Annotated in this window: 32 protein-coding genes; 11 read left to right on the forward strand and 21 right to left on the reverse strand. The window is 42.1% G+C overall.

Features of this window, described 5'->3' with window-relative positions; all coding sequences use genetic code 11:
- Positions 1-24 precede the first annotated feature (24 nt).
- Positions 25-426, forward strand: a complete 402-nt coding sequence (cgeA, locus tag CDO84_RS09805) for a spore crust protein CgeA (RefSeq protein WP_040082853.1) — start codon at positions 25-27, stop codon at positions 424-426.
- A 6-nt stretch (positions 427-432) separates the two neighbouring features.
- Positions 433-1,386, forward strand: coding sequence for a spore maturation protein CgeB (cgeB, locus tag CDO84_RS09810; RefSeq protein ID WP_040082851.1), 954 nt, complete (start codon positions 433-435; stop codon positions 1,384-1,386).
- A 70-nt stretch (positions 1,387-1,456) separates the two neighbouring features.
- Here cgeB and CDO84_RS09815 read toward each other — a convergent pair whose 3' ends face one another.
- Complete coding sequence (locus CDO84_RS09815; RefSeq protein WP_040082850.1) at positions 1,457-2,605, reverse strand: phytase; 1,149 nt, start codon at positions 2,603-2,605, stop codon at positions 1,457-1,459.
- Between the two features lie 344 nt (positions 2,606-2,949).
- Between CDO84_RS09815 and CDO84_RS09820 the strand changes: the two genes are divergently transcribed.
- Positions 2,950-3,975 (forward strand): SDR family NAD(P)-dependent oxidoreductase, encoded by a 1,026-nt coding sequence (locus tag CDO84_RS09820; protein WP_014664318.1) that lies wholly within the window; start codon positions 2,950-2,952, stop codon positions 3,973-3,975.
- Between the two features lie 43 nt (positions 3,976-4,018).
- Here the strand turns inward: CDO84_RS09820 and msrB are convergent, their stop codons facing one another.
- Complete coding sequence (gene msrB, locus CDO84_RS09825) at positions 4,019-4,453, reverse strand: peptide-methionine (R)-S-oxide reductase MsrB (protein ID WP_040082849.1); 435 nt, start codon at positions 4,451-4,453, stop codon at positions 4,019-4,021.
- On the reverse strand, positions 4,454-4,987 hold the full coding sequence (gene msrA / locus CDO84_RS09830) for a peptide-methionine (S)-S-oxide reductase MsrA (protein ID WP_040082847.1): 534 nt from the start codon (positions 4,985-4,987) through the stop codon (positions 4,454-4,456).
- Positions 4,988-5,118: 131 nt separating this feature from the next.
- Here msrA and CDO84_RS09835 point away from each other — a divergent pair, with 131 nt between their 5' ends.
- Entirely contained in the window at positions 5,119-5,544 is a 426-nt protein-coding gene (locus CDO84_RS09835) for a MarR family transcriptional regulator (RefSeq protein WP_004398634.1), read from the forward strand.
- Between the two features lie 51 nt (positions 5,545-5,595).
- Here the strand turns inward: CDO84_RS09835 and CDO84_RS09840 are convergent, their stop codons facing one another.
- From CDO84_RS09840 to ilvA, 7 genes are all read right to left on the reverse strand, one after another.
- On the reverse strand, positions 5,596-6,933 hold the full coding sequence (locus CDO84_RS09840) for an MATE family efflux transporter (protein WP_040082846.1): 1,338 nt from the start codon (positions 6,931-6,933) through the stop codon (positions 5,596-5,598).
- Between the two features lie 71 nt (positions 6,934-7,004).
- Entirely contained in the window at positions 7,005-7,199 is a 195-nt protein-coding gene (gene ypmT / locus CDO84_RS09845) for a protein YpmT (RefSeq protein WP_014664322.1), read from the reverse strand.
- A gap of 12 nt (positions 7,200-7,211) precedes the next feature.
- Positions 7,212-7,775 (reverse strand): YpmS family protein, encoded by a 564-nt coding sequence (locus CDO84_RS09850; RefSeq protein WP_040082845.1) that lies wholly within the window; start codon positions 7,773-7,775, stop codon positions 7,212-7,214.
- A 9-nt stretch (positions 7,776-7,784) separates the two neighbouring features.
- Positions 7,785-8,552 (reverse strand): SGNH/GDSL hydrolase family protein, encoded by a 768-nt coding sequence (locus CDO84_RS09855; RefSeq protein WP_040082844.1) that lies wholly within the window; start codon positions 8,550-8,552, stop codon positions 7,785-7,787.
- A 77-nt stretch (positions 8,553-8,629) separates the two neighbouring features.
- Positions 8,630-9,211, reverse strand: a complete 582-nt coding sequence (gene scuA / locus CDO84_RS09860) for a cytochrome c oxidase assembly accessory protein ScuA (RefSeq protein ID WP_040083780.1) — start codon at positions 9,209-9,211, stop codon at positions 8,630-8,632.
- A 147-nt stretch (positions 9,212-9,358) separates the two neighbouring features.
- Positions 9,359-9,610, reverse strand: a complete 252-nt coding sequence (locus CDO84_RS09865) for a YpmP family protein (protein ID WP_014664326.1) — start codon at positions 9,608-9,610, stop codon at positions 9,359-9,361.
- 85 nt (positions 9,611-9,695) lie between these two features.
- Positions 9,696-10,964 carry a threonine ammonia-lyase IlvA gene (gene ilvA / locus CDO84_RS09870; RefSeq protein WP_040082842.1) on the reverse strand — a complete coding sequence of 423 codons (1,269 nt, stop codon included), beginning with the start codon at positions 10,962-10,964 and terminating at the stop codon, positions 9,696-9,698.
- A gap of 248 nt (positions 10,965-11,212) precedes the next feature.
- On the opposite strand from ilvA, the gene CDO84_RS09875 reads away from it, so the two are divergent.
- Both CDO84_RS09875 and trhA read left to right on the forward strand, forming a co-directional pair.
- The gene (locus tag CDO84_RS09875; RefSeq protein ID WP_014664328.1) at positions 11,213-12,208 is read left to right on the forward strand and encodes a sigma 54-interacting transcriptional regulator; all 996 of its coding nucleotides are present in this window, start codon (positions 11,213-11,215) and stop codon (positions 12,206-12,208) included.
- A gap of 20 nt (positions 12,209-12,228) precedes the next feature.
- On the forward strand, positions 12,229-12,870 hold the full coding sequence (gene trhA, locus CDO84_RS09880; protein ID WP_014664329.1) for a PAQR family membrane homeostasis protein TrhA: 642 nt from the start codon (positions 12,229-12,231) through the stop codon (positions 12,868-12,870).
- A gap of 32 nt (positions 12,871-12,902) precedes the next feature.
- Here trhA and CDO84_RS09885 read toward each other — a convergent pair whose 3' ends face one another.
- The 10 genes from CDO84_RS09885 to CDO84_RS09930 all read right to left on the reverse strand — a co-directional run bounded on the left by CDO84_RS09885 (position 12,903) and on the right by CDO84_RS09930 (position 21,234).
- A complete protein-coding gene (locus tag CDO84_RS09885; protein WP_014664330.1) occupies positions 12,903-13,523 on the reverse strand; it encodes a lysophospholipid acyltransferase family protein in 621 nt (206 codons plus the stop codon).
- Entirely contained in the window at positions 13,524-14,030 is a 507-nt protein-coding gene (gene dfrA / locus CDO84_RS09890; RefSeq protein WP_040082841.1) for a dihydrofolate reductase DfrA, read from the reverse strand. It abuts the gene before it with no gap.
- Between the two features lie 142 nt (positions 14,031-14,172).
- Entirely contained in the window at positions 14,173-14,706 is a 534-nt protein-coding gene (locus CDO84_RS09895) for a phosphatidylglycerophosphatase A family protein (RefSeq protein ID WP_040082840.1), read from the reverse strand.
- A gap of 17 nt (positions 14,707-14,723) precedes the next feature.
- Positions 14,724-15,335, reverse strand: a complete 612-nt coding sequence (locus CDO84_RS09900) for a YpjP family protein (protein ID WP_009967559.1) — start codon at positions 15,333-15,335, stop codon at positions 14,724-14,726.
- A gap of 262 nt (positions 15,336-15,597) precedes the next feature.
- Positions 15,598-16,380 carry a class I SAM-dependent methyltransferase gene (locus tag CDO84_RS09905; RefSeq protein ID WP_014664333.1) on the reverse strand — a complete coding sequence of 261 codons (783 nt, stop codon included), beginning with the start codon at positions 16,378-16,380 and terminating at the stop codon, positions 15,598-15,600.
- Between the two features lie 41 nt (positions 16,381-16,421).
- Complete coding sequence (gene brxA / locus CDO84_RS09910; RefSeq protein ID WP_040082838.1) at positions 16,422-16,856, reverse strand: bacilliredoxin BrxA; 435 nt, start codon at positions 16,854-16,856, stop codon at positions 16,422-16,424.
- 106 nt (positions 16,857-16,962) lie between these two features.
- Complete coding sequence (gene ilvD / locus CDO84_RS09915; RefSeq protein ID WP_040082837.1) at positions 16,963-18,639, reverse strand: dihydroxy-acid dehydratase; 1,677 nt, start codon at positions 18,637-18,639, stop codon at positions 16,963-16,965.
- Positions 18,640-18,927: 288 nt separating this feature from the next.
- Complete coding sequence (locus tag CDO84_RS09920) at positions 18,928-20,061, reverse strand: conserved virulence factor C family protein (RefSeq protein ID WP_040082836.1); 1,134 nt, start codon at positions 20,059-20,061, stop codon at positions 18,928-18,930.
- A 59-nt stretch (positions 20,062-20,120) separates the two neighbouring features.
- A complete protein-coding gene (hdhQ, locus tag CDO84_RS09925; RefSeq protein WP_014664337.1) occupies positions 20,121-20,738 on the reverse strand; it encodes an Mn(2+)-dependent (deoxy)ribonucleoside pyrophosphohydrolase in 618 nt (205 codons plus the stop codon).
- 13 nt (positions 20,739-20,751) lie between these two features.
- A complete protein-coding gene (locus CDO84_RS09930; protein ID WP_040082835.1) occupies positions 20,752-21,234 on the reverse strand; it encodes a glutathione peroxidase in 483 nt (160 codons plus the stop codon).
- Between the two features lie 328 nt (positions 21,235-21,562).
- On the opposite strand from CDO84_RS09930, the gene metA reads away from it, so the two are divergent.
- The 4 genes from metA (at position 21,563) to cspD (ending at position 24,290) form a co-directional block, all read left to right on the forward strand.
- Entirely contained in the window at positions 21,563-22,468 is a 906-nt protein-coding gene (gene metA, locus CDO84_RS09935; protein ID WP_014664339.1) for a homoserine O-acetyltransferase MetA, read from the forward strand.
- Positions 22,469-22,698: 230 nt separating this feature from the next.
- Positions 22,699-23,847, forward strand: coding sequence for a diglucosyl diacylglycerol synthase (locus CDO84_RS09940; protein WP_040082834.1), 1,149 nt, complete (start codon positions 22,699-22,701; stop codon positions 23,845-23,847).
- 80 nt (positions 23,848-23,927) lie between these two features.
- On the forward strand, positions 23,928-24,074 hold the full coding sequence (locus CDO84_RS21380; RefSeq protein WP_136654129.1) for a hypothetical protein: 147 nt from the start codon (positions 23,928-23,930) through the stop codon (positions 24,072-24,074).
- A gap of 15 nt (positions 24,075-24,089) precedes the next feature.
- Positions 24,090-24,290: a cold-shock protein CspD gene (gene cspD, locus CDO84_RS09945; RefSeq protein WP_003153604.1), complete on the forward strand. Its 201-nt coding sequence runs from the start codon at positions 24,090-24,092 to the stop codon at positions 24,288-24,290.
- A 51-nt stretch (positions 24,291-24,341) separates the two neighbouring features.
- On the opposite strand, the gene degR is transcribed toward cspD, so the two are convergent.
- On the reverse strand, positions 24,342-24,524 hold the full coding sequence (gene degR / locus CDO84_RS09950; protein WP_014664342.1) for a transcriptional regulator DegR: 183 nt from the start codon (positions 24,522-24,524) through the stop codon (positions 24,342-24,344).
- 155 nt (positions 24,525-24,679) lie between these two features.
- Here degR and CDO84_RS09955 point away from each other — a divergent pair, with 155 nt between their 5' ends.
- Positions 24,680-24,949: a DUF2564 family protein gene (locus CDO84_RS09955; protein WP_040082832.1), complete on the forward strand. Its 270-nt coding sequence runs from the start codon at positions 24,680-24,682 to the stop codon at positions 24,947-24,949.

Consider the following 24,949-nt stretch of genomic DNA (forward strand, 5'->3'; position numbering starts at 1 on the left):
ACTATCGAATAGGAGGTGTGTGTAATGAGCTCTGAAAATGCACAGTTAAAAAAGGATTTAATTAAAACCGTTTTAAGTCCTTTATTTCCAACTGCAACAGAAGGAGGAGAAAACATGGAAAGTAATCTTAAAGCCTTGCTTGAAGCTGCCATCGATCAAAAAGTAGATGAAAGTGAAACAGTTACGGCAGAATCTATTTTAGACCCTTCCCTTCCGGCAAGATGGATTTTTGCCAGAATTACGCCAGGCACGACAATCAGCATTGTGACTGATTCAGGTGACATGATCGGGCCGGTTGTCTTCGTTGCTTTCGATCAAGTTCACGGTATCGTCTTTGTAACACAGGAAAGCTCCGTCACTCCGGCAGGTCAAGCTACAACATTAATTGATGTAGACAAAGTAGAAAGCGTTACGTTCTTTTCATAACATCCGATGAAAGTCTTGTATATCCAGTCGGGATACGGAGGCATATACAGTTATTTTGATCGCTGGGCTGAAGAATGTTTTCAGAACACTCATACAGAGTATATGATTGCAGATAAACCTGAAGCAGAATATTTGGTGAAGATCGAAGCGTTTCAGCCGGACTTCGCACTTATAATGGTTGGAGACCGCGTTCCTCACGACTGGCTGACCTGGTTAAAGGGTAAGGATATCCCCGTGTATGTTTGGCTGACCGAAGACCCATTTTATATTGATATCAGCCTACAGGTAATTAAGCTTGCTGACGCCATATTAACGATTGAACAAAATGCCGCTTTCTATTATCAAGAGCTCGGCTACCAGAACGTCTATTATGTTCCGATACCAGTTAACCATCGGCTGTTTAAAAAAATGGCCACCGAACATTCCTATCATTCAAATCTGTTAATCATCGGCTATCCTTACCCTAATCGGGTTCAGCTTATGAAAGAAGCGGTCCATCTGCCTTTCACGGTTCGGGTAATCGGCAAGGAATGGAGAAAATATCTGCCTAAAAAAGTGCTCAAACAGCCGCACATTGATGTCGTCAGCACATGGGTTCCACCCGAACAGGCCGTTCATTATTATAACGGAGCAGATATCGTAATCAATGCGCATCGGCCCTATCATTTTGCTTTCAACCAAAATACTATGCGCATCAAAAATGCCAGTTTTAATAACCGAACGTTTGATATTGCTGCATGCGAAGCATTTCAATTAACCGATTTACCCGCGGCCCATCATTTTTCATCCTTTATTTCTTATCACGGCATGGACGACTTTAAGGAAAAAACCGCTTTCTATATCAAAAACCCTGAAGAACGGCATAAAGCTGCAGCAGCCAATTATAATGAGACCGTACCTGCATTTACGTTTGATGAGCTTCCTGCAACACTAAAGGCGATTCATCTGGCGCTTTCTTGAAAAATCGTTCATTGCTATGAACGATTTTTTCATTCACAGAAAAAAGCAGCTTGTTCAGCTGCTTTTGTTTCTAGTCGTCAGAACGGTCTTTCAGCTTCCTCGGGTTCACCTGTTTATGAAGATCAGGCATTCCGTCGAGATGCTGTGCAATTTGTTCCCACGATACAATTTTGAAGTTTTGATTGACTGCTTGTCCATTATCGATATTTTCGCCGTCCTGCGCCACAAAAATCCCATACGGATATTTTGGACCAAGCCCGAAACCGAGAACATCAATACCATCCGTGTCACTAGTACCGTCTATCTTCTCTCCATCTGTAATTTCAAAGTTGGCCACATAGCGATTTTTCCCCTGCCGTTCATACATTGCATAGCTGTTATCTCCTTGACTTGAGGCCATGAGATATCCTTTGCCATTTGGTGCATAATAGATTGTCAGTCCTTCAATATCAGCTGTCAAATGTTCACCTGTCGCACGGTCAACAACCTGTCCCTTTGATCCTCCGCCTGGCTCAGCGTTAAATTTCCAGATCGCCTCATCTTCCTCTGCTATGTATAGGTTCCCGTACTCATCATCCGCAACAAGGCCTTCAGTCTGAGAATTCAACTTAAATTCACGCACTTTTTTTCCTGTTACAAAACCTTTTCCACCATCAACAATTTCATACTGCTCAAATTCCCCTTGTTTGCCTGTCACTAATGCGTAAAATGCCCCTGTTTTCTGGCTGTGATACAGGCTGAATCCGTAAACCTCAGAAATACCAGTGGAAATAGGATGTTTCGGATCTGTAATGCTTTTCAATTTCCCTTTATCCCCGTCTATTGCATATACTTCAATTGTATTTTTTCCTTCAGACCTGTTGGATGCGGCAGCAATATCAATTTTTTCGCCGTTCAATGGAAAATCATAGCGCAGATCGACATTATTGAGCTTGCCAAATTCATATGAATGAAGCTGTTTTCCATCTAAATCATAGACGACGAGCCCTGATTTCTTATTTGTCGTAATTAATTTGCTTTTTTCCGGGTGTTTCTCATGAACCCAAATGGCCGGATCATCTGCTGCGTCATCGCCAGAAGCGACCGGATCTGTCTCCGTTTGCGCAGTCACTTTGAAATGATGTTCCTCACTCACATCATGAGCCGACACCGAGTTTGCTGTCAGGCTAAGCAATAAACCCGCCGCGGTGCTTAGCAGCATTGTTTTTGAAACCTTCATTTGGTACCCTCCTCTTTTATCACTATCATCCCTATTGTAAAATATATACAAGTATTTACCGTGAGGAAAATGAACCTTTTTTTTATAGGGTTTCTGACTCATAAACAACTTTCCCTAAAGAGGTACGTGAGATGATTTTGTCAGCTTTGCTTTTGCGGTGCGAAGTAAAAACATAATGAATATTTAGTACATTGTTTATTTAGTTTCATCATTTTCTATTAAAAAAGAACACGTTGTGACATGATCATTCCCCTAAATTTTGTTTTATTGGTTGCTTTCATTAATTCGATTATAAAGTTGAACATATGATGCATGGTAGAGAAACGAGAGTTGGAGGATAAGCCATGCCTAAACAGCAAACAGCAGAACTAAAACCATTTTTTCATAACAAAACAGTTTTAGTCACTGGCGGAACAGGTTCAATTGGGAGTCAAATTGTCAAACGCCTTTTGCTGCTTACACCTAAACAGGTGATTGTATTCAGCAAAGACGACAGTAAACAGTATGTCATGAGCCAAAAGTATGCGGAGGATAAGCGGCTATTATTTGTACTCGGAGATGTGCGCGATCACAGAAGGGTGAATCAGGTGATGAAAGGCGTCGATATCGTCTTTCACGCGGCTGCGCTGAAACAGGTTCCGACATGTGAGGATCATCCATTTGAAGCGATCCAGACCAATCTCATCGGCGGACAAAATGTGGTGGAAGCTGCCCTTTTACACCGAGTGCAGCATGTCATTAATATCAGTACAGATAAAGCTGTATCTCCTGTGAACACAATGGGTGCCACCAAGCTGTTATCTGAAAAGCTGTTTCATCAAGCAAACCGCCACGTTCAAAACAAAGGAACCGTGTTTTGTTCGGTCCGCTTCGGAAATGTTCTGGGCTCCAGAGGTTCGGTCATCCCTATATTATTTGAACAGATGATGGAGGGTCAGCCTCTGACTATCACAGACAAGAACATGACCAGATTTTTCATGTCAATAGACGATGCAGCTACATTGACTTTGCAATCAGCTGCGATTACAAAAGGCGGAGAAACCTTTATTTTTAAAATGGAATCACTGAAACTTGAAGAACTGATTCATGGATTTGAAGAATATGCATCGCAGCACGGGCTCCCGCGGCCGGCTGCAGTAGAAGTCGGCAAGCGTCCAGGTGAAAAGCTTCACGAAGAATTAACATCCCCGCATGAAATTGAATCACTGTATGAATGGGGCAACCTTTATGCGATCCTTCCAGAGCCTGAAAAACATCCTGACTTTCGCAAAGTCAATCTGCCTGGGTATCAATCTGATCAGGCCCCGCTCATTACGAAAGAAAGAATTGCCCAGATTATTGAAGACTTGCATCAAGAGAAAAAGGCATAAAAACAAGCCTGTCTATCCATTAGGCAGGCCTGTTTTTAATATTTTATTTATCAAAGAGATGCAGGTAGCTTTCGTATCCTTCCTCTTTCAGCTTATGCTTTGGAACAAACCGCAGCGCTGCTGAATTTATGCAGTAACGAAGCCCGTTTGGCCCCGGTCCGTCATTAAATACATGGCCAAGATGAGAGTCGGCAGTTCGACTTCTTACTTCTGTGCGAATCATGCCATGAGTCGTGTCCAGTTTTTCTTCCACTTCTTCTTCTTCAACCGGTTTTGTAAAGCTTGGCCAGCCGCAGTGGGAATCAAATTTATCCTTGGATGTAAACAATGGCTTGCCTGATACAATGTCTACATAAAGCCCTTCTTCCTTATGATCCCAATATTCATTTTGAAACGGCGGCTCCGTGCCGTTATTTTGCGTTACTTCATATTGTATGCGATTTAATGACTTCAATTTTTCTTCTTTATTGTACGCCATTTATTTATCCCCCCAATGCTCATTAATAAATCCGGCACGTCCGGAACCTGTCCGGTAGCGCTGATAATGTGCTGGATTCTTTTTATAAAAATGCTGATGGTAGCCTTCCGCTTCATAGAAAGGTTCAGCTTTTAAAATGTCCGTTACAATCGGATCTTTAAAGATCCCGCTTTCCGAAAGACGTTGCTTGGAAGCTTCCGCAAGCTCCTTTTGTTTATCATTATGATAAAAAATGGCTGCGCGGTAGGAACTGCCGCGATCAGCAAACTGTCCGCCGGCATCTGTCGGATCGATTTGCTGCCAAAATAATTCAAGCAGTTTTTCATAAGGGAATACATCAGGATGAAACGTGATTTGAACAGCTTCACGATGTCCTGTCGTTTCACTGCACACCTCTTCATACGTAGGGTTTTCAGTATGGCCGCCTGTATACCCGGACACCACTTTTTCAATTCCCGGCTGTTCGTCAAAAGGTTTAACCATACACCAAAAACAGCCTCCTGCAAATGTGGCGATTTCTTTTTTTTCAGACATACTGGTGCCTCCTTTGTTAATACGTGGTATTATTATATTATAGCATGTAAAAATAGAATGAAAATGATTCTGCTTTTCAATAAAATCTATAGGTTTTAAGCAATATGCTTATGTAATGGAGGTTCACAAATTTGAAAGTAAGAACACAGATGATGTACGATATGGAAACTTTACTCCGTAAAGTCTTTAAACAAATACGCAATGAAATCAATGAAATTTTAGATAAAGAGCTGTCGCGGAATGAATTCACCATTCTTCGGATCCTCAGTGAGCAAGGGCCTAAAAAAGTCACTGAATTTGCGCCTATTTTAGAGGTATCGGCAAGCCACATTACGGCTGTGACTGATGCACTGGTAGAAAAGGAATGGATTACGAGAATCAGATCGAAGGAAGACAGACGTATCATCCGCATTCATATCACTGAAGCTGGCGAAAAAGTCCTTCAGCACTTTAACGAGAAAAAAACGGAATATTTCTTTAAACGCTTTGACTGTTACACTGATGCTGAACTCGCCACGTTAATCGAGCTCTTCAGCAAACTTGATAAAAAACGGTAAAAAAAAGCACATACCGCTATATATAGGTATGTGCTTTTCGCAGTTCTTCACTTATTTTTCAGTGAACAGCTTCATTGTTTTCCAGCGGCCATAGCGGTAATACAAAAATGCCGCGCAACTGCTAAATAAAAAACTCATTCCGATTCCAAGCCCGATTCCTTTTTGTCCAAGCCAAGCTGAAAAGAGAACCGTGAAAGGATATCGCAGCACCCAAAACGAGATCAAATTTAAAACCAGCACCTGCAGCATCGCTCCCGCGGCTCTGACAATTCCGTTCAGTACGAAATTAATCCCAATAAAAGGGTAGAAAAACGCGATCCACCGCAAATATTGTTCACCAAATGCGACCGCATCAGGCTCGCTGATAAATAACCTTATAAGGTATTTACCAAGCACCCAAATCATAACCGCAATCACCAGCATGCAGGAAATAACAGCCAGCACACCAAGCCTTGCAATCGTTCCTACTCTTTTCTTGTTTCCGATTCCGATATTTTGCCCTGCCATACTGTTGACGGCCGTACCGGCAGCCATTGCTGGAAGCGTGATGATGCTGTCGAGCCGCTGGACCGCGCCAAAACCTGATACCACGTGCTCCCCGTATGAGTTGACAACACTCATAATCGCCATCATACCGCCTGTAATCACCATCATCTGCAGACCGGCCGGAATTCCGAGTTTTAAAATCAGCGCAGACTCTCCCCACTTGGGCACTCTCGGAATTGAGAATGGCACAAGCTTGTGTTTGATGACATAAAGCAACCCATACAGAAACGCAATGCCTTGCGACAAAATCGTTGAATAAGCCGCACCCGCTATTCCCATGTGAAACACAGAAATAAAGAGCGGCGCCAGCACTGTATTCAGTACAACAGCAAACGCAATAAACCGGAGCGGTGTCTTGCTGTCGCCCAGCGCCCGAAGCACAGTACTGATAAAGTTATAACCAAATAAAAATAAAATGCCAATAAATTGAATCTGCAAATAAGTCTCAGCAAGCGGCAGCATTGACTCCGGCGTTTTTAGAAGACGCAGCAAAAGCTCTGACAGAAAAAAACCGGCCACGCCGAATCCGATGCTTAGGCCTGTTAATAAAACAACAAAAGCGTTAATATACGACGTCATTCCCTTTACATCATCTTTTCCTTTTTGCTGAGATAAAATGGTTAACGTCGCATTGTTAAGGCCCAAAATAAAAGACAGCACGGTTAGAACAATCGTGCTTGATACCGCGGCTGCCCCAAGAGCCTGTGCCCCCAGTAAATTGCCGATCCACAAGCTGTCTATAAACTGAAAGGAAACCTGCAATGCGTTTCCGAGCATAATAGGCGTTGAAAACAATACAAGCTGTTTCAGCACGTTCCCCTGTGTAAAATCGTATGCTTTCATCTTTTCTCCTTGTATTCTCAAATTTTCTTCGGACCGCACGAAAAAAGAGACGTTGTTTCATGTCTCTTTTTTCATGATTTATCGGTTTTTTTTCGGTCTCGCATACCGAATGTAAACACCATCACACTTAGGAACAAGGCACAATAGGAAACATTCAAATACATTTGATCCATGTCTTCAGCGGCCAGATGATGATAAGCCAGCCAGCCGAAGTACAGGGAAAATGTAAAGGATAATAAACTGAAATACTGGTAAACCTGTTTCATTTTCAGTCACCTCTATTGTTTAGGATGGTAATAGGAAAATTCAATTTCATCATTTTCTAAATTTATTTTATCCGCTTTGACATACATACCATTCGTTAAAGGCATTTCTGACAAACGCACTTCAATGCTTTTATCTCCGGGGTGAACGTGGACAAATGACGGCAATTCATAAAAGCTGTCCATATAATTTAACACAAAGCTAATCGGTATACTCAATTTCCCTAACGAAAATTTCGTAACATTCAACTCTACATCACCGTTTTTTTTCACGGTCGGTTCAAAAGCGATAAAAGCATCAATAGAGGTAGAAAATGCCTTGATTTTCCCTGCGACATGAACATCATCATCAATCTCTACTTTATAATCAAGCTTGTTTGATGCCTTGTCGTTTAAATATGAGTTAACAAACGCAGCTAATGATTCTTTTGTGCTTGTCACTTGAAATCCATACTCGCTCTCAGATGAATCCTTCACCTGAGCTTGCTCTCCCGGGAGCAAAACAAGTGTTACAAACCCGGCAGCGAGGATAAAATTGATTGCAAGCAATATAAAAAACAGTCGTTTCCACTTATTCATGCTGTCACCCTACTCTTTCGGTAATCCTTCTTTTTTTATGGATTGATAGACGCGCTTCGCGATTAGAGAATAACCCGTACCATTAGGATGAAAATCATCTTCCTCAGAAATTCGGCTGCTGTCACTTTTTTTGTTGAACAAATCTTCGATATAAATGATTTTCGCATGCTTATCCTTTTTCAGCTCTTTTTCAGCAATATGGTTCCAATCCGTGACAACACCGTTTATTTCATTTAGTTCAGATAATGTAAACGTAAACGGATTGTACATGCTGACATAAATCAGCTCAGCGTGATCATTCAGCTTGCGAATTTCAGAAATGATTTTTTCAAAGCGCTTTTCGTACGGTTTTTCCGCTTCCTGAAACGGTTCAACGGTTAATTGCAGGAAGTTTTGGCGAAGGACTTTCATCAAATCATTACCACCAATTGTAAAAAAGACATAATCTGCGTCCTTTATGCCTTTTTGAACCTTTTTATCTTTTAGTTTTTCTAATAAATCATCCGAACGGTTCCCTTTTACGGCATAATTTTTCACGTCAACCGTTTTGACTTGTTTATCTGACCGGATAGAATCCGCCACCTTGCCGACATATCCCTTTCCATCGGGATCTCCGACTCCTTCTGTCAGCGAATCTCCGACAGCCGCTATGACAATGTGATCTTTCGTTTTCGTTTCATGATCTTTTTGTTTTCCCTCAGATGCTGTACGTATGCTCGTACAAGCAGTAAGAAGCAAAACCAAACTGGCCATGATTGAAAAAATGCGCAGCTTCAATCTTGTTGCTCCTTCCCATTCTACTAGTGGAAAGTGTATCATGTTTTAGAAGATTTGCAAATGCCTAGTCTTCTAGCTTACTTGAGTGCGCCTGCTGATTTTACATCGGCGATAATTTCATCGTACGGTGTATTCTCAACTCCATTGTAATCTTTCAGCACCTTACCGTCCGGGCCCACCAAATAAAAAGATGATTGATGAATGACTTGGTCCTCTCCCTCCGGTTTCTTTACGATCGCTTTAAAGCTCTTAAGTGCGAACTCCTCAATCTCACTCTGGCTGTATCCGGTGAGAAAATCCCAGTTATCAAAAGATAATGGATAATTTGCGGCAAATTTCTTCAGCTGTTTCGGCTTATCGTTTTCTGGATCAACACTAAATGATACGATGCGGACATCTATATTCTCGGCTTTCAGTTTTTTTTGCAGATCGGTCATATGAGCAGTCATCGGCGGACATACAGTTTCACAATTGGTAAAAATAAAATCCGCCAGCCATACTTCTCCTTTTAAACTCTCTAATGAAACGTTCTTGCCGTCTTGGTTTTGAAATGTAAAAGGCTCCACTTCGTAATTGAGCGGATTTTTAATCTGCTGTTCTCCACAGGCACACAAAAGCAGAAAAAACAGCCCAGCCATTAAACCTTTGATAACCTTCATGACATTCATCCTTTCAGCCAGCATAAAAACGCTTTCTAAAACCTGTCCTTACTGTCCCATATTTGTATTCGATACTGAGCAAAAAAAATCCTGCATGCCTCCCCATTAACGATTACAAAGGAGGACATACAGGTAAAAAACGGCATGTTATGCGTTGTGCTTTAACACCTCTTGATGAAAAACAGCCTGATAATCTGCCCACTTCATCCGGCGCTTCATATAATGTCGGAAAGAATACACTTTTGTCCTGCTGTTTGATGAAAACACTTCTTTTAAGTAGAATTGCAAATGGTGATGTAACATAAAGAAATAGTGCTCATCTTCCTTTAATACAGGTATTTCTGTCACTTTCACCTGAATCCCGTCACCGCGTTTGAACTCTAGGCTTTTGAGTAACAAGCTATCAATCCTCTTTTTTTGTTTTTCTTCTATTATATATGATGCCAGCCTGGCTGTCTGTCATTTTGCGCGGTTGCGAAAAAAATTAGATCAGCAGATGGAATAAGTCTTCATCCTTATTGACCTCTACATAATGAAACGGTTTTTTGTTCATCCGTTCAATCAGCGGCCCATAATCGGCTTTGTTCTGCAGCTCGATGCCAACAAGAGCAGGTCCGTTGCTTTTGTTATTTTTCTTCGTATATTCAAACCTTGTAATGTCATCATTCGGCCCTAGGACTTCGTCAAGAAATTCACGGAGTGCCCCCGCTCTTTGCGGAAAGTTGACGATAAAATAATGCTGAAGACCTTCAAAAATCAAGGATCGCTCCTTCATTTCCTGCATTCTTCCTATATCATTATTTCCCCCGCTGACCACACACACCACATTTTTTCCTTTAATTTCATCCTTGTACAAATCAAGCGCTGAGACAGAAAGAGCTCCGGCCGGTTCAGCAACAATCGCACATTCGTTATACAATTCAAGAATGGATGTACATACTTTTCCTTCAGGGACAAGGAGAATGTCATCAACAACAGATTCCAGCGTCCGAAAGGTTTCCTCTCCAATTTTTTTAACTGCTGCCCCATCTACAAACTTATCAATTTTATCAAGTGTGACGACATGCCCAGATTTGTTTGATTCAAAATAGGATGCCGCTCCCGCCGGCTCAACAGCAATTACCTTTGTATCAGGAGACACATTTTTCAAATATGTACCTACCCCTGAGAGAAGACCGCCGCCTCCGACACTTGCAAAAAGAAAATGCGGTTCTGCATCAATGTCGTTTAAAATCTCGACTGCGAGCGTTCCTTGTCCGGCCATCACATCCGGATCATCGAACGGATGGATAAACGTCCGAGATTCCGCCTCACAGCACTCTACGGCACTTTTATACGCGTCATCAAACGTATCGCCTGTCAAAATAATATCGATAAATCCTTTTCCGAATAGTTCAACTTGAGATACTTTTTGTCTCGGTGTAGTAGACGGCATAAAAATTTTTCCGTGAATGCCAAGATGTTTACACGAGAATGCCACGCCTTGCGCGTGATTTCCGGCGCTTGCACACACCACTCCGTTTTCTGTCTGCTCGCTGGAAAGCTGTTTCATTTTATGATAAGCCCCTCTGAGCTTAAAAGATCTAACAACTTGCAAGTCTTCACGTTTTAAATAGATATTGCATTCATATCTCTCAGAAAGTCTGTCATTCCTCTGCAAAGGTGTGTGAATGACAACGTCCTTTACGTTTTGATGAGCCTTCAAAATGTCTTTCACTTGGATGAGAGAGTTTTCTTTCAACAACGGTTTCATGTACAGATTCCTTTCTTGTTTTAAATCCCTATTTAATATGCCATTATAACACGAATATTCAAAAAATAAGACAATTATTTTTATTTAATAATTAAAAAAATACAGACTATGTCCACCACATCTCGTGGAAACTTCTGTTTAACCATTATCCTGCAGACTCAAGAAAAAAGATGATCGTAAAATAAAGGGTGTTTTCAGCCAAAAGGCATGATATAATGAAACCAATTAGAACCAAAAGGAGCCAATTGATGAATAGCGCACCAAAACTCAATACCTTTCAACAACTAATCGGAGAACATCAAACTTTCCTGGAAGCAAAGCGAATCGCCAAGCAGTTCTCATTATCTGAGCTTCCTGTCTTAATAACAGGAAAAATCGGAACAGGCAAAAATCATTTCGCACATGCCATACACTTGGAATCTTCGAGAAGCAATGAACCGTTTATAAGCGTCAATTGCAGCACGCATTCTGAAGAAAGCCTTATGCATGAGCTTTTTGGTCCTAACGGAAACTCAGGTGCTTTTCACAAAACGGCACGAGGAACCCTTTTTCTTGATGAAGTATGGCGCATGCCGGCTTCTGTACAAGCTCAGCTGTTAAAAGCGTTTGATTCAGACATGGAGAAGCCGCGAATGATCTGTGCTTCTGCAGACGGATCCGTGGAACATTCCTTCAGGCAAGACTTATTTTACAGGCTGAACATTTTAACGCTCACACTGCCCGAATTATCCGAACGAAAAAGCGATATACCGCTTTTGACACAATATTTCCTCTCAAATTCCGGGCAGCAATTGTTAATCGACCCCTCTGTCTTTCCGGTGCTTGAGCAGCATACATTTGAAGGCAATGTCAGGGAATTAAAAAACGCTGCAGATTATATGGCGGCAGTATCAAGCGGGGGAACGATTCATCCACATGACCTGCCGCCATATATTAGAGGCGCGATAGACGGAAAAACCTCAAAGAAAAAAGCAAAGCTGCTGACTTTAATGGAAAAAGCTGAGTTTTTGTTTATTTTGGAAACAATAAAAGTATTGAATGAAAAAGGAGAACCTGCCAGCAGACGGATCATTTCTGAACACAGCAAAAATACCCAAACCTCGTTAACGCCACAGCAGGTCAGAAGCCGTCTCGACTATTTGGAGAAAAAAGACTATGTCACCAAAAGCCGCGGACGCGCCGGCACAAAAATTACCTTTGAGGGCTTGCGCTTTATAGAGACGTTAAAAAATCAAATGATTTAGCGATCGAAAGGAGAATGCACTTGTTTACAATGAAAGAAGAGATCGCCAATGCCATTACACACGGCATTGGTGTACTCTTATCCATCCCTGCTTTAGTGTTTTTAATCATATTCGCGGCTAATTACGGGTCTGCCTGGGACATTGTCAGCTTTACGATTTTCGGTGTCTCTATGCTGCTGTTATATTTGAGCTCTACACTGCTTCACAGTATCACACATAAAAAGACGAAGGACATTTTGGAGATTATCGATCATAGCGCGATTTACGTACTCATCGCAGGAACCTACACGCCTTTTTTACTCGGACCGCTGAAAGGCACACTCGGCTTTACCCTGCTGGTTATCGTATGGTCACTTGCCCTGGGTGGAATCGTCTTTAAAATTTTCTTCGTGAAACGCTTTATCCTACTGTCAACCATAGTGTACTTGATCATGGGCTGGCTGATGATTATTGCGGTTAAACCTTTATATGCTTCGCTGAGCGGAGCGGGATTCAGCCTTCTTTTTCTCGGCGGCATTCTATACTCTGTCGGAACCATCTTTTACATTTGGAAAAAGATCCCCTTCCATCACGCCATTTGGCATAGCTTCGTATTGGGCGGGAGCGCTGCTATGTTTTTCTGCGTGCTCTTCTATTGTGTAAAGGTACCGTTCCTTTCGTAACAAAAAAGCGCAGTCTTAACGACTGCGCTTTTTTATGCACGTAATTGTTTTTCATTGGCAGGTATATAAGCTTTTGAAAAGGACAATTCAATGTCGGCTGGTTTTAAGCGTTTAAAAAACGCCCCCTTTTGCAGGTGCTCTGTTCCTTTCGTTTCCACCATCACTAACGGAAGTTGATAGCGGGCTGCAAGTTCTACAGGATCAATAGAACCATCTAGTGAAAGAATCAAGCTTTGCCCCTTTTCCAGCTGTTTTGTCACATTTTCATATACCTTCTCTGAATGACCGTCTGAAATCACATCCATACGATCCAGCCATTGCCCGATAAAAGGCAAGCGGAACACTTTTGGGTTGGCGATAAAGCCGGCCGGTTCCTCAATATATCCAGCAATTAAGGCCAGTTCAGCCAAGCGCAAACGAGAGTGCACATACAAAACAGGACCTTGTGGGATTGGCTCTGGCTGATGGATTGTCACAACTGAACCGGAGATGCCAATACAGCCTTCCAAAAATGCCTTTGGCTGTTCGTACACAAGAGTCATCTGTTTTTTATATGACAGACGAGGGTCGAGCATTGTTTGATTAAATAATTGTTTCATATTTTTCAACAGCATATACACAATATAAACCATTAGAAAGCTGTAGCGAACCAATTAAAATCCTCCCGCTTTAGAAGAATTCTTTTTTTCATACACGAGAAATTCGTAATCATACGGGTTTTTTTCGTCCTTGATCCCCTGCTCAGAAGAAACCAGTTCCCAATCGCCTTCATCAAATTCAGGAAAGTGACGGTCACCTTCAAACTCGTGATGAATTTTCGTCATATACAGTCTGTCCGCATAAGGGAACAGGTCCGTATAGAGCTGAGCCCCTCCGATCACAAAGCATTCTTCAGAGCCTGAACAAATATCCAGTACATCCTGTAACGAACTGACAACCGTGCATCCCGGAAATTCTAAAGCCGGCGCTGATGTGACGACAATATTTTTCCGATTTGGAAGCGGACGTCCGATCGATTCAAATGTTTTCCTGCCCATAATGATTGAATGGCCCGATGTTACTTTCTTAAAGTATGCAAGATCATTGGGCAAATGCCACGGCAAATCATTGTCTTTGCCGATAAGCCTGTTGGCATCCATCGCAAAAATAAATGAAATCATACGCTGACCGCCCCTTTTTGCTCTAAAACATGTCTGCATAAATCCTTATACTGTTTCATTTTTTTCATCCTTTAAAAGTAGTCTTCTTGTAGTGTAACACAATAAAAAATCATTTCTGAACCCAGAAATGATTTTTTTATAGTCAGCTGACGACAGGCTTTTCATCCTGTTCTTTTTCTTCATCTTGCAGATCCTGATGCGTATGCGCAATTCTGCTCGCCGCTGCTGCAGCAAGAGCTGCCACAATATCATCCAAAAAGGTGTGAATACCGTCTGGACTTTCATCAAGTTCCTTAATAATACCAATCTTCTCTTTATCCAAATAACCGAAATTGGTCAAGCCGATCGACCCATACACATTAACGATTGAAAGCGGGATGATTTCGTCTATGCCGTAAAGCGGTTCATCTGTTTCAACAAGATGCTGCAGCGGTTCGGGGAGAAGCTTCTGTTCTGCAAGCTGATCGAGTGCAAGTCCTGTCAAAACAGCATGAATAATTTCACGTTTGTTCAGGACTTTTTCTACATTCTCCATGCAAACACTGAGCGGCAGGTTTGGATTGTATTTTTCCTGAAGTTTTTGAACAATGCGTGCAATATCTTCTATCATAACGCCCCGTTTATTCAGCATATCTTTTGTTATATTGACCATTTCATTCATTGTGTACTTTTTCATGTCTAATGGCATCTCCTTTAAGCACTCATCCAGTTGGGAGGCGTGTTGCGGTCCCAGTAAATGCTCCCAAGCTCATGATGTGATTGAAATCCATCTTCTGCTGTATGATAATGAAAATTAAACCAGTAGCCGTCATGAGGCGGATGGTCTCTGCGCACATGGAATCTCAGAAGATCTTCTCCAGTTGTCCGATTGTAAACGTTGAATATTTTTTCCGTTTTGCCTGCTGAAGGCATGCTTGAGATCACAACATCTTGATACGCTTCATCATCTTGCAATGTCGCTAAATAATCACTAATCACATTTTCGATTTTTGGCAGGATCTCTTTCCGATAATCATCTTCAATGACCGGAGCGATTCTGCTGCCGAATTTTAAAAAGGACTGATCCTCAGCGCTGTCAAGGAGCTGTTCCTTGTACGATTGAAAAAGCAGTTCAGGATCTCGCCTGTCATCCGACTCATCATCGTACAGGTCATGCTCATCATAAAAAGCGGTGTAATCATTCTGCTCAAGACTGCTCGGCTGTCCAGAAGGCTTGTCCGCCATAAGAGCAGCCGGAGGAGATACGAGCCCGAACGTCACAATGGTAAATAAAACCACAAGGGTCTTTCTCATCCACAATTTCATGACTGCTTATTCCTCTCTATTTTATTGTCATGTTTCTCTTATTTTAGCACATCCAAAACATTCAAGTCATGTACTATATGAAACTGATACACAAATTAGGAGATTCGTTGCTATGCACTTTGTGTAAAAACGCTTACAATATTCTGTGAAAGGAGGCTTTCCGCATATGATTGACGCTCTGTTTGCCACAGTTTCACTCTTAACATTGTTATACTTTGTCGTCATGGAAGTCACCGATTAACAGAAAATCCCGTGGTATGAATCACGGGATTTCTTTACTTGCCTGAATGACACCATAATGGAACAGTGCTGTTTTTCTTTTTATGACATGAAAACCAAACTGTTCAAACCGCGGGCTTTTCCAATGGTCTTTTAGCACAACACTTTTTCTGGCAATGCGTACCGCTTCCTTGATACACTCTTCGTGCAAAACGGAATCCTCAGCCAAATCGCGTAAAGGCGCAATACCGTCAGAGGTCTCTACAGGTTCATGAAACATTGGATCGAAATAAACCACATCAACAGAGCCGTCAGGAAGCTGCTTGATGTATTCTAAGCAATCACCATTCTTTACCTGGATTCTTCTCATCGCTGCTTGAAGCTCTTCTATACCTGTTTCCCATGAATGCAGCCCCGTTCTCACTAAAACGGATACAAGATGGTTTTTTTCCACCCCAACCACAGACCCCGTTTCGCCTACCGCCATACTTGCGATAATGGCATCTGACCCCAGCCCGAGTGTGCAATCTAAAAACGTATCCCCTTCCGATAAACCGGCAGCCCGAAGCATCGGCTCTTGCTCACCGCGTAAGAAGCGTTTGGCTCTGAACATCGCGGTATTCGGATGAAAAAAGAATTTGGCACCTTGTTTCGTAAATAGCTCAAATCGCTCTTTGCCGACCACAAGCAAATCACGTTCAGCTGACTTCAGCAGGTTTTCAACCGTTTGTTTATTTCGGCCGCAGTATGGCATATTTAGCTCTTTAGATAGCTGCTTTGCAGTTTTTATGGTGTGTTCAGACGGTCTATAGCTTGTTGTTATCATCTTCTGTACTCCCAAAAAGAAAATGCCCGGAAAACGGGCACTTAGCAGTGTGCATCAAAGGCAGCAGTCAGATTTTTCATAATTTCTTCCATGTCGTGTCCTTCAATTTCATGACGCGGAATAAAATGTACAACTTCTTTGCCTTTCAAAAGAGCCATTGACGGTGAAGAAGGCTCTTGGCCAGTAAAATACTCACGCATTTTTGCAGTAGCGTCTTTATCTTGGCCCGCAAATACAGTCACCGTATTGTCAGGCGTTTTGTCATTCTGGAGAACTGCCTGTGTTGCTGCAGGACGTGCAAGGCCTGCGGCGCAGCCGCATACAGAGTTAACGACTACAAGAGTTGTGCCCTCTGCCTTTTCCATAAAGTTTTCTACTTCTTCCGCTGTTGTTAACTCTTCAAAACCTGCTCCAGTCAGCTCGCGGCGCATCGGTACGACAAGCTGACGCATGTATTCTTCATAAGCCATTGACATAAAAAAGCCCCCTCTAGTATCCTTCATCTGAAGTAAAGGATACTATAGAGAGGGCCGGATTTCAAATGTTCACGCCTTAAAATACAGAAGTAAGTGTCCTCACCTACTAGATTTTCATGATACCGCCAGTGTTGGCACTTGTCACAAGCTTAGAATAACGTGCCAGGTAGCCGGTTTTCACTTTCGGTTCAAAACCTTTCCAGTTTGCTTTCCGTTTTTCCCACTCTTCTTCTGGCACTTGTACATCCAAGATGCGTTTTTCAATATCAACGATAATATGGTCTCCGTTTTCAACAAAGGCAAGCGGTCCGCCCTCAGCGGCCTCAGGGGATACGTGACCGATGGAGAGCCCACGGGAGGCTCCGGAAAAACGTCCGTCCGTAATCAATGCCACTTTTGGTCCGAGTCCCATTCCAACGATTTGAGATGTTGGCGCCAGCATTTCCGGCATGCCAGGTCCCCCTTTTGGCCCTTCGTATCTGATGATGACAACGTCGCCTTCTTTTACTTTTCGGTTGATAATGCCGTCAAGTGCCTCGTCCTGAGAATCGAATACGACAGCCGGCCCTTCGTGTCTTGTAATCCCATTCTGTACGCCGCCCGTTTTAATGATAGCGCCGTCCGGAGCCAGATTACCAAATAAAACAGCCAGACCGCCCTTTTCAGTAAATGGCTGATCCAATGGATGAATAACGTCATAATCCTTTATTTCATGTCCCGCAATGGTTTCTCCAAGAGTTTTTCCTGTAACAGTCAGCGCATCTAAATGAAGCGCTCCTTCTTTCTTTGAAAGCTCATTCAGAGCCGCTGACACGCCGCCCGCTTCATGAAGATCTTCAATAAACACATCCGAAGCAGGCGCCAGCTTGGCCAAGTGCGGCACGCGCTCAGCGACTTCGTTAATGCGTTCTAAAGAGTATTCAACGCCGGCTTCGTTTGCAAGAGCAAGCGTATGAAGAACGGTATTTGTAGAACCTCCGAGCGCCATATCGAGTGCAAACGCGTTATCAATCGCTTTTACAGTAACGATATCACGCGGTTTGATATCTTTGCGAATCGTTTCCATTAATTGCGCAGCCGATTTTCTGACAAACTCTTTGCGTTCCGGAGATGTCGCCAGAATGGTTCCATTACCCGGCAAAGCAAGACCAAGTGCTTCTGACAGACAGTTCATTGAGTTCGCCGTAAACATGCCTGAGCAAGACCCGCACGTTGGGCATCCGAACTGCTCTAGTTCTTGAAGCTCGTTTTCATTGATTTTCCCTGCTTGGTAGGCGCCTACCCCTTCGAATACTGAGGAAAGGGAGATTTTTCGCCCGTCACTTGTTCTTCCTGCCGCCATCGGCCCGCCGCTGACAAAAATCGTCGGAATGTTGATGCGCATTGCCGCCATAAGCATTCCCGGCGTGATTTTGTCGCAGTTCGGAATACAGACCATTCCGTCAAACCAGTGTGCGGATACAACCGTTTCCACAGAGTCAGCGATGATTTCACGGCTTGGCAGCGAATATCTCATACCAATATGCCCCATCGCGATGCCATCATCTACTCCAATGGTATTAAATTCAAATGGGACGCCTCCTGCTTCCCTGATTGCTTCTTTTACAATTTTTCCAAATTCCTGCAAGTGAACATGACCGGGAACGATATCAATGTATGAATTACACACCGCAATAAACGGCTTGCCGAAATCCTCTTCTTTTACACCTGCTGCACGAAGCAAACTGCGGTGCGGAGCTCTATCGATTCCTTGTGTGATCATGTTACTGCGTAATTCTGCCATGGTGATCCCCCTAAATTCTTTCAATTGTTAGATTGGATTTTATTTTAACAATTTTCAGTTTATTTATGGGCTGTTTTTGCAAAAAAGATAATTTCAGGCCGCCCTCGCCTTGGTTTGTTCTTTTGTGTTTTTATATTTATATAGCTTTCTGTCGATTTGAACCCTCCAACTATTAATATTGTTACTTACTATAAATAGTTTTCGAACATTTTTCAACAATATTCGAAATAATTTTTATAAAAAGTGAATTCACATAAAAAAGGTGCATGATCTGCACCTTTTTCATCTCTATTCACCCTTTTTTCTGCTCTCTGTCATTTGTTTCCAAACAGACCCTTTTGCTTCTTCTCCATGTTCAATACGCTCAAGCGCCATTTTCACTTGAAGGCTGACCTCAAATTCGGGATCATCTTCGGCAGCGCGCAAAGCTTCAATTGCACTTTCATCGCCGACTTCGTACAGGAACATAGCCGCACGCCAACGAACAAGCTTGCTGGAGTCGCTTAACGACTTGATCATAACAGGAATGGCTTGAGGATCGCCGATATCAGACAGGCAGTCTCCGGCCGTTCTTCTGACTGAGACCGCTTTGTCCTCAAGTGCTTTATACAATAGAGGAAGAACATCAGGTGTTTCAATCATTCCTAAGTACACAACAGCCTGTCTTCTGATGGACACCTTTGGATCATCCAATGCCTTCTGTAAAACCGGGATATCCTCTTCTTTTGGATCCATCTGTTCCAGATGCGCATAACGCTTTTTCCAGTCCTCATCATCAAGCATGTCGAGCGTTACTTTATACGCTTTGCGCTGTACTGCTTGTTTTGCTTCGCTCTTTCCTTGAGCAGCTGCTTCTGTCAGTCGTTTCAGCCGTTCATCACTGTATGCCGCCTGAAGCTCTTCTGTCACGTCATGGCCGATTTCATTAAAGTCACCGAATCTGACACCTTGTTCTTTCCAGGCCCGCTCAAACACAACATTTGAAGCTTCAGATCTGAGTTTTAAGATCGCCTGCTGAAAGCGCTCAGGTAAGCCGAAGCGCTCTTCCCGCTCCCCATCCGTCAATTTAACTTGCATAGGAATGCCGCTGAACATCTGCACAAAAACTTTTACCTCCCCAAAAGATTCTTGTTCAGAGCGGTTTTCTTCTGCGCTTTCAGCACTTTCCATCCCAAATGCAGTGCGGACTTGCGGTAAAATGTCTTTCCAGTCGTATCTTGCATTCCGTTCAACAGCTAGAAAATCTGCGACGTGATATACCCCTTTAACTCCATCTATTTTAAGGATTTCCGCTATAACGGGCGGTGCGCCTTCTGCTTGCTCAGGTTTATAGTTATTGCTTTTGCCCGCCGGAAGCTCTTCCGTTAAGATGACTTTCATTGTATTCGGGCTTGGTGTAGGTTCAATTGATTTTATCTTCATGATCGTCCTCCTATAGCATATCTGTGACTTATTCTATCACAGTCGTTCCAAGCCTTCTATTACGACGTTTTGGCATCAATCCCGGGTATGTCTTTTTCTAATTGGCGGACAAACTGAAGCATAAAATCGTGTCTTTCTTCTGCCAATTCCCGTGCAGTGTCTGTATTCATCATATCTTTCAGCCGCAGCAGCTTATGAAAAAAATGAGCGTAGGCGCTTTGCTCATCTCCATATAGGCCATGCCCTTTTGCGCCCGCAAACATGAAAGCTCTCGCAATGCCGACAGCACCAATCGCATCAAGTCTGTCAGCATCCTGTACAGCTTTTCCTTCAATTGAGAGCGGCTCCTTCGCCAATTTCCCCCTGTCCCGAAAGGACATCCTTGTTATAATATGAATCACTCTGTCAGCAGCCTCTTTTCCTACCCCGAAAAAAACGAGCTGATCATACACTTCGCTCACAGAAAGCCTGACCGTGTCAGGCAGCTTCACATCAATTAAATCATGAACCAAAGCCGCCGTTTCAACAATGAACAAATCCGCTTTTTCCTTTTCTCCAATATACACAGCAAGATCTGCAACTCTTGATACATGATGATAATCATGTCCAGAGCTTTCGCCAGTCAGGATAGATTGAACCCATGTCCTGATTTGCTCTGCCTGCTTCAATTTCTTCACAAAAACACCCTCTTCATTGCCCTAATAGCTTCACGATAGCATCTTCCAGCTCTTTCGGATTTGTATTTGGTGAATAACGGCCAACGATTTCTCCATTTCTATCCACTATAAATTTCGTGAAATTCCACTTAATTGCCTTAGTTCCCAGCATTCCTTTTGCATGCTCTGTCAAATACACAAACAGCGGATGGGCGTTTTTTCCGTTTACATCCACTTTTGAAAACATGGGAAACGTAACACCGTAATTTGTTTCACAAAATTCCTGTATGTCAGCCTCTTCTCCAGGCTCTTGGTTCATAAATTGATTGCAGGGAAACCCTAAGATCTCAAGCCCCTCCTGCTGATATGTATCATATAATTCCTGCAGCTGCTTCAATTGGGGAGTAAAACCGCACCTGCTTGCAGTATTCACGATCATCAGTACCTTTCCCGTGAAAGGCTGAAGTGTCATGTCTTTCCCTGTTATTGTACGTACCTTCATATGATATATAGACATGTAATTCCCTCCTATGTCCCTGGTGAATATTTTATCTTTTTTAAATTTCAATTCAAAATGTAAACATCAATTAAGAAACTTGACGACATGAGCAGTCGTTTATTTTCAATTCATAGGGTTCGTTTTTATCTTATCATTCTATAAAACATTTCAATTCCCTCCGACATCATGGAAAATCATTTTCTGTGAAACCAAAAGATGTGTCAGTGCGTTTTATATAAAGAGTTTTCTGTTGTTTCCCCCCTCAACACGTATAGATAGATTGAAAATTGGCGTGAAAATTCCTATAATGAAGAAAATTAAACGGGGAAATAATGGAGGTGGCACGTTGCCTATTAATATACCAACACACCTGCCGGCAAAACAGGTGCTTGAAAGTGAACATATATTTGTAATGGATGAAAGCAGAGCATTTCATCAGGATATCCGGCCGCAAAAAATTATTATCTTAAATTTGATGCCGAAAAAAATCCAAACAGAGACTCAGCTTCTCAGATTGCTTGGAAATTCGCCTTTACAGGTTCATTTCACATTTTTAATCCCAAGCACACACACGCCGAAAAACACTGCAAGAGAACACCTTGACGAATTTTACACGACTTTTTCCAATATCCGTCACAAGAAGTTTGACGGAATGATTATCACCGGTGCGCCGATCGAGCATTTGGCGTTTGAAGAGGTTTCATATTGGGAAGAGCTCAAGGAAATCATGGAGTGGAGCAAAACAAATGTTACTTCAACCATGCATATTTGCTGGGGCGCTCAAGCAGGTTTGTATTACCATTATGGTGTGGAAAAAATTCAAATGCCGAAAAAAATCTTCGGTGTGTTCGAGCATACCGTTCTTTCAAAACACGAAAGATTGGTAAGAGGTTTTGACGAGCTATACTACGTGCCGCATTCCCGGCATACAGATATAAATATGGAACAGCTTCAAGCAGTGTCCGAGTTAAACATTCTTACCGCATCAAAGGAAGCCGGGGTTTGCTTAATTGTGTCTAAAGACGAAAAACAAGTCTTTTTGACAGGGCACCCTGAATATGATACAAATACGCTTCTTCAAGAGTATGAAAGAGATTTGGAACGAAACCTTTCTACTGTTGAGGCGCCTAAACATTATTTTGCAAAAGGCAGCAATGAGCCAGTGAATCGCTGGAAAGCGCATGCCACATTATTGTTTATGAACTGGCTGAATTATTACGTTTACCAAGAAACTCCTTATGAATGGGACTAATTTTTCTTATTTTAGTGATACGCTGAGCAAAAAATATGATAAAATACATCTGATTCAGTCTGCCTATAACAAAAATTTAAAATACTGGAATCCAAATCATTTAAAATTAGCTTAACTTTTTCACTGCATTAATAATTCGATTATGTATTTGTGTTATGTTTATGTATAGACAATAACTCCTTACGATGCATGAAGCTTGCTTGTTGTTGATTACATTGAGGTGAATTTACTTGAATACCAATAAAAGAGTATTAATTTTGACTGCAAATTACGGAAATGGACATGTGCAGGTAGCCAAAACACTTTATGAACAATGTGTAAGGCTCGGCTTTCAGCATGTAACAGTTTCTAATTTGTACCAAGAGTCAAATCCGATTGTTTCAGAGGTAACTCAATACCTTTATTTAAAAAGCTTCTCAATCGGGAAACAGTTTTATCGTTTGTTTTATTACGGAGTTGACAAAATCTATAATAAACGTAAATTCAATATTTACTTTAAAATGGGTAATAAAAGATTGGGCGAACTTGTTGATGAACATCAGCCCGATATTATTATTAATACATTTCCGATGATTGTCGTGCCGGAGTACAGACGCCGAACAGGAAGAGTCATTCCTACCTTCAATGTTATGACTGATTTTTGCCTTCATAAAATTTGGGTTCACGAGAACGTGGATAAATATTATGTGGCGACAGATTACGTGAAGGAAAAACTGCTGGAGATCGGCACTCATCCAAGCAACGTAAAAATCACAGGAATTCCAATCAGGCCGCAATTTGAAGAATCCATGCCGGTTGGACCGATATATAAAAAGTACAATCTTTCGCCAAACAAAAAAGTGCTTCTGATCATGGCAGGTGCCCACGGTGTATTAAAGAACGTAAAAGAGCTGTGCGAAAACCTTGTCAAAGATGAGCAAGTGCAAGTGGTTGTCGTGTGCGGGAAAAATACGGCTTTAAAAGAATCTTTGAGTCCGCTTGAGGCGGAAAACGGTGACAAATTAAAAGTTCTGGGCTATGTGGAGCGCATTGATGAGCTATTCCGGATCACAGATTGCATGATTACTAAACCAGGCGGCATAACTTTGACTGAAGCTACTGCCATCGGTGTGCCTGTCATTCTGTACAAACCTGTGCCTGGCCAAGAAAAAGAAAATGCAAACTTCTTTGAAGACCGCGGAGCTGCCATCGTCGTGAACCGTCATGAGGAGATTCTCGAGTCAGTCACTTCCCTTCTTGCAGATGAAGATACCTTGCAGCGCATGAAGAAAAACATTAAGGACCTTCATTTAGCAAACTCCTCTGAAGTCATTTTAGAGGATATCCTGAAAGAATCAGAAATGATGACAGCCAAACAAAAAACCAAAGCGCTATCTTAATGGCGTACTTGAGAGCATACGAAAACCGTGTGCTCTTTTTATTTATATTCAGCCATAAATAAAAGCGGTTACATTTTTTCATGAAACTCGCCTTCCTTTTCAAAAATAAGCCGATTCGCAACTTGACGGGTGCTCCCAGATGGTGTATAGTTGAACCATCATTTAACAATGAATCAAAGTTAAATGATGACAAAATTTTTTTTAGCACATGGGTGCTACAGTACTAGGAGGAATTAAGCAATATGCAAAACGGTAAAGTAAAATGGTTCAACAACGAAAAAGGATTCGGCTTCATTGAAGTTGAAGGCGGAGACGATGTATTTGTTCACTTCACAGCTATCGAAGGAGAAGGATACAAATCATTAGAAGAAGGACAAGAAGTTTCTTTTGAAATTGTCGAAGGTAATCGTGGACCTCAAGCTTCTAATGTTGTAAAACTCTAAACTCAATACATGATGATGAGATGACAAATAGAGGAGAGGCATTCGCCTCTCCTATTTGATTTTCATCTGGATTTCAATCGCCAAAATGTTTTGTTTACACCTCTGTTCAATCTCTTCAACATACTTTTCCATTGACGGTTTTCCTTTTTTCGCGATATCCGCCAGTTCTTCTAAATCACTGTATATTTCTATAAATGTTTTGTGAAGGATCGACTTCAAATCTTTATCATCCATAGCTGCGTTCCCCTTCTCTATCAAGATACCTCAAATAGTAAAACGGTCCTATTATTTCTGGTTCAATAGTTATATCGGCTTATTTTTATTTTATTTTCTATTTTGGTACATAAATTTCAAAAAAACTCTGCAAAATAATTGTGGAGGTGTTTTTGTTGACTTCAAAATTCCATAATGAGGATCAGACTGGCTTTACGGATAAGCGGCAGCTGGAACTAGCAGTGGAAACAGCGCAGAAAACAACAGGAGCCGCGACGAGAGGCCAAAGCAAAACATTAGTCGACTCAGCATACCAAGCCATTGAGGATGCTAGAGAACTGTCACACTCTGAAGAGCTGGCAGCTCTCGACGATCCTGAATTTGTAAAGCAGCAACAGCAGCTGCTGGATGACAGCGAGCATCAGCTTGATGAATTCAAAGAATAA

The organism is Bacillus sp. MD-5, from assembly GCF_002201875.1.
Lineage (GTDB): Bacteria > Bacillota > Bacilli > Bacillales > Bacillaceae > Bacillus > Bacillus stercoris.